Here is a 4,548-nt window from a genome sequence, read left to right as displayed (position 1 = left end):
GTGCTTTTAAGCGATTGTTGTCATGACTGCAAATATCTAAAGCTAAATCATTAAATATTTTTGCACATTCATGCGCTTGGTCAGATTTTTTGTCATAAGAAAATAATAATGGTGTCGCACACATTATCTGAGTATCAATACCGTCACGGTCCATTTCTTCAATTCGCACAGCTGGGTTCCAACAAGCTTCGTATACTGGACGATAATCTTTATCGCCTTGCATTAACATAGCTTTTCCAGGTTCTGTGTGCCTCATCCAAGGCCACTCACCACCAAATTTCTCGGCTAAATCAGGCCAAGTTTTAGGTAAAAAATGGGTGTGCATATCGACTACGCTCATGATAGTTCCTTTATTATTTCTTTTTAAAAATGGTTAATTGGTTGCTCGCCAATTACACAACTCAGTAGTTAAGCGGGGTGTATCTCACCACAACTTGGACACGTTCTTAATGACTCGTCACTCGCAAACGCTTTAAATACTGGCTGTAGATCTTTAGATATGTTCTTTAAGATCAACTCTGCTCTGTGCACTAAGGTATGACAAGATTGGCAATACCATTCAAACGCATCTTTAGCGCCATCTGGTCGTTTAGGTTCAATCACTAAACAAATGCTACCTTCTTCAGGACGCTGCGGCGAGTGGCGTACAAATGGTGGTAATAAAAAGATGTCACCTTCTTTCAAGTGCACTTCTTCTGGGCCATTTTTAGTCATCACTCGTAAAAATGCGTTGCCTTTCATTTGATAGAAAAACTCTTCTACCGGGTCAACATGATAGTCATAGCGTTGGTTTGGACCACCTACAACAGTCACCATTAGATCAGCATCTTCCCAAACCAATTTATTATTCACTGGTGGCTTTAGTAGATGCTCATGATCTTTGATCCATTGCTGAAAATTAAAACCATTTAAACGGCTCACATTGTCAATTAATTCAGTACTCATATTCACTCCAGAGCTTTGCTTGCGCGTTGCTATGTTTAAGTTATTTAGTAGACTGCGGCTTATACGCCACAACTTTAATTTCTATTAATAGATGCGGGTGCGGTAATTGATGCACGGCAACGGTAGTACGCGTTGGCCCTGATTCGTCAAAATACTCACCATAAACTTCATTGTAACCAGCAAAGTCATTCATATTGACTAAGTAACTGCTTACTTCAACTACGTTTGATAAGTCAGCACCGGCTACCGTTAATATATCGGCAATGTTATCGATTACGGCACGTGTTTGCGCTTTAATTGATAAGTTAGTTGCGCCCATGGCATCTACTTCAACACCGACAAAACTATTGTCTGGTAAGCGAGAGCTGGTACCTGACACGTAGATAAAATCTCCAGCTCGTTTAAAGTGAGGAAACTTACCTCTTGGCTTAGCTTTTGCTTTAATCACCTGGCTATCAACTACTTGGCTATCAATTACTTGGCTTTCAATGGTCATGGCCTATACCTATTATTTAACTATTTCTAAATCATTTCTAAACATGAACTAAGCGACTGTAAATTCAGCAACGCCTAATTTTTCACAATGTAATTTCACATGCACGCCTGGCTTTAATGCTTCGGCAGCTGTTGATGCACCCGCTAACACAATTGAACCTGCAGGTAATGTTTTGCCCGCTTCGCCAGCAACACGAGCGGCCGCGGCAAGTGATCGATATGGATTACCTAAAATAGCAGCGCTTGATCCAATTTGTACCGCTTGGCCGTCAAATTCCATCACCATACCTAAGTTTGATATATCATCGGTGGCTTGTTGCCATGCGCCAATAGTAAATCCAGATGATGAACAATTGTCAGCAACCACATCTTCTAACGAAAACTTAAAATTATTATAACGCGAATCTATTATTTCTAAGGCTGGGGCTACGGCTTCAACAGCGGCCATAACTTCAGTTAAGGTAACATTACCAGATAACGGTTTTTTCAATAAAAATGCAATTTCAGGCTCCACTCTTGGGTGAATAAATTTATCAAAGGCCACTTCACCGCCTTCTTCAATAAACATTTCATCGGTTAATGGTCCCCAGATCATGTCATCAACACCCATTTGGATCATTTTCGCACGACTGGTAAAGCCCATCTTTATGCCAACTTGTTTTTCACCGCGATCAATTCGGCGTGCCAATGAAGCATCTTGTACGTGATACGCTTCATCTAATGTTAATGCTTCACCTAGCATTGATAATTGCATTATCGCCTTAACATTAAAAGCGGCTGAGTCGACTTGCTTAGCCAGTTGGCTAATTTTTTCATCAATGCTTGCTTTTGCATCAAGGTTTATTGTTGTCGCGGTTACTTGTGTCATAATTATTCTCTTTAAATAGCTTACTGTTGCTAGGACTTAGATCCTAAGCGCTATGTTTAACAGCAGGTTTACTCTGCTGGCTCTGCTTTTGTTTGAGCAAATCTAAGGCAACATCAACGATCATATCTTCTTGCCCGCCCACCATTTTACGGTGTCCTAGCTCAACCAGTATTTCACGAGTATCTAAGCCATACGTTTTTGCGGCTTGTTCAGCATGACGTAAAAAGCTTGAGTAAACGCCCGCATAACCTAGTGATAATGTTTCTCGGTCAACTTGTACCGGTCGGTCTTGTAATGGTCTAACCAAATCATCGGCAGCGTCCATTAAGGTGTATAAATCAGTACCGTGATCCCAACCTAGTCTTGAGGCTGCAGCAATAAATACTTCGAGTGGTGCATTACCTGCGCCTGCGCCCATACCAGCAAGTGAGGCATCAATACGAGTAACACCGTGCTGAGCGGCCACAATAGAGTTAGCAACGCCAAGCGATAAGTTATGATGAGCATGAATGCCGATTTCAGTTTCTGGCTTTAATACTGCTTTGTAGGCTTTAGCACGAGCGGCAATATCATCCATATTCATCGCACCGCCTGAATCGGTAATGTAAACACACTGTGCGCCGTACGATTCCATTAACTTTGCTTGTTGAGCTAAACTTTGTGGGTCGCTCATATGCGACATCATTAAGAATCCACAGGTATCCATACCAAGTTCGCGTGCATATTCAATGTGCTGTTTCGACACATCGGCTTCAGTACAATGTGTTGCAATACGCACCGAGCGTACGCCACTGTCCCAAGCCCATTTTAAATCTTCTTTTACCGCAATGCCGGGTAAAATTAATGTCGTTAATTTGGTATTTTCAATCACATCATTAACCGCTTCAATCCATTCACGGTCGGTATGTGCGCCAAAACCATAGTTAAAGCTTGAGCCACCTAAACCGTCACCGTGCGCCACTTCAATAGCGTCAACGCCAGCTTTATCTATTGCTTTAGCAATAGCTTGTACATGGTCAATTGAATATTTGTGACGAATGGCATGCATGCCATCGCGTAATGTAACATCTTGAATGTATAATTTTTTAGCATCAGTTGCTGGGGTATTTTCAATAGTCATAATTATTCCTTACCCGCTAATGCTAGCAGTTGATTGCTTCTTTAAATCTGAGTTTGAAGCTGAGTTTAAGAATCGGCTATCGGCAATGCGTTGAGCTGTGCCTAATGCTGCCGATGTCATAATATCTAAATTGCCCGCGTACGCTGGTAAGTAATGCGCGGCGCCTTCTACTTCTAAAAATATTGACGATTTAAGGCCAACAAAATCACCATAACCCGGAATATGTACTGGGTTATCGGCTTCAAAGCGCTCAAATTGTACTTGTTGTTTTAAGCGGAAACCTGGCACGTAACTTTGTACTTTACTGGCCATATCACTGACAGAATCTGCAATATCTTGCTCGGTAATGCCGGCAGCTTCTGGTAACTCACTCAATACAAATACGGTGTCGCGCATCATCATTGGCGGCTCAGCTGGGTTCATCACAATAATCGCTTTACCTTTTTTTGCGCCGCCTACTTGTTCAATAGCGCGCGAAGTAGTTTGCGTAAATTCATCAATATTCGCGCGGGTACCCGGACCTGCCGATTTTGACGCAATTGAAGCGACAATTTCAGCGTAATGTACGGTTGCTAAGTTGCTAATTGCCGCAACCATAGGAATAGTTGCTTGGCCGCCACACGTCACCATGTTGACGTTGGCTTGTGTTGGGTTTTCGGCTAATATTTTCTCAAGATTTACTACTGGCACTGTATATGGGCCAATAGCCGCCGGCGTTAAGTCAATAACCTGTTTGTTATGTTGCTGTAGTATTTCGTTATGATGTTTATGGGCATAGGCCGATGTTGCATCAAAGACAATTTTAATCTCGCTAAAGTCAGGTAAGTTAACTAAACCATCGATACCTTGGTGCGTAGTGGTTACGCCAAATTTTTTCGCTCTTGCTAAGCCATCCGATTTTTCATCAATGCCGACCATTGCCGCCATTTCTAGATTTGTTGAAGTGCGCAATATTTTGATCATTAAATCAGTACCAATATTGCCAGAGCCAATAATCGCGACTTTAATCTTCGCGCTATTCGCATTATCAGTAGTTTTAGCCGCTGCTCTAACATTAGTCATTATGATTTACCTTGTGAAAATGCCACTCGAACTGAGCCTAAGCCTGAAATACGCGTGT

At 42.0% G+C, this 4,548-nt stretch carries 5 protein-coding genes and 1 pseudogene; all 6 read right to left on the bottom strand.

Annotated features, from left to right (window positions below; genetic code table 11):
• A pseudogene (locus QNK26_RS10425) lies at positions 1–340 on the bottom strand (amidohydrolase); the annotation flags it as partial.
• A gap of 68 nt (positions 341–408) precedes the next feature.
• The gene (locus QNK26_RS10420; RefSeq protein ID WP_319222742.1) at positions 409–945 is read right to left on the bottom strand and encodes a 3-hydroxyanthranilate 3,4-dioxygenase; all 537 of its coding nucleotides are present in this window, start codon (positions 943–945) and stop codon (positions 409–411) included.
• A gap of 40 nt (positions 946–985) precedes the next feature.
• Positions 986–1,441, bottom strand: coding sequence for a RidA family protein (locus QNK26_RS10415; RefSeq protein WP_319222740.1), 456 nt, complete (start codon positions 1,439–1,441; stop codon positions 986–988).
• A 48-nt stretch (positions 1,442–1,489) separates the two neighbouring features.
• Positions 1,490–2,308, bottom strand: coding sequence for a 2-keto-4-pentenoate hydratase (locus tag QNK26_RS10410; RefSeq protein ID WP_319222739.1), 819 nt, complete (start codon positions 2,306–2,308; stop codon positions 1,490–1,492).
• Between the two features lie 43 nt (positions 2,309–2,351).
• Positions 2,352–3,428 carry a 4-hydroxy-2-oxovalerate aldolase gene (gene dmpG / locus QNK26_RS10405; RefSeq protein WP_319222737.1) on the bottom strand — a complete coding sequence of 359 codons (1,077 nt, stop codon included), beginning with the start codon at positions 3,426–3,428 and terminating at the stop codon, positions 2,352–2,354.
• 9 nt (positions 3,429–3,437) lie between these two features.
• Positions 3,438–4,490 (bottom strand): acetaldehyde dehydrogenase (acetylating), encoded by a 1,053-nt coding sequence (locus tag QNK26_RS10400; protein WP_319222736.1) that lies wholly within the window; start codon positions 4,488–4,490, stop codon positions 3,438–3,440.
• Between the last annotated feature and the right edge of the window lie 58 nt (positions 4,491–4,548).

Origin of the sequence: Moritella sp., from assembly GCF_033791185.1 — a bacterium.
Classification (GTDB): Bacteria; Pseudomonadota; Gammaproteobacteria; order Enterobacterales; family Moritellaceae; genus Moritella.
The sequence above is the reverse complement of the archived record's forward strand: the minus strand, read 5'-3'. Positions and strand labels throughout refer to the sequence as shown.

Bases quoted from the DNA above. Each gene is read 5' to 3' on its own strand.
- QNK26_RS10420 (WP_319222742.1), bottom strand. From the start codon at position 945: ATGAGTACTGAATTAATTGACAATGTGAGCCGTTTAAATGGTTTTAAT.
- QNK26_RS10415 (WP_319222740.1), bottom strand. From the start codon at position 1,441: ATGACCATTGAAAGCCAAGTAATTGATAGCCAAGTAGTTGATAGCCAG.
- QNK26_RS10410 (WP_319222739.1), bottom strand. From the start codon at position 2,308: ATGACACAAGTAACCGCGACAACAATAAACCTTGATGCAAAAGCAAGC.
- dmpG (WP_319222737.1), bottom strand. From the start codon at position 3,428: ATGACTATTGAAAATACCCCAGCAACTGATGCTAAAAAATTATACATT.
- QNK26_RS10400 (WP_319222736.1), bottom strand. From the start codon at position 4,490: ATGACTAATGTTAGAGCAGCGGCTAAAACTACTGATAATGCGAATAGC.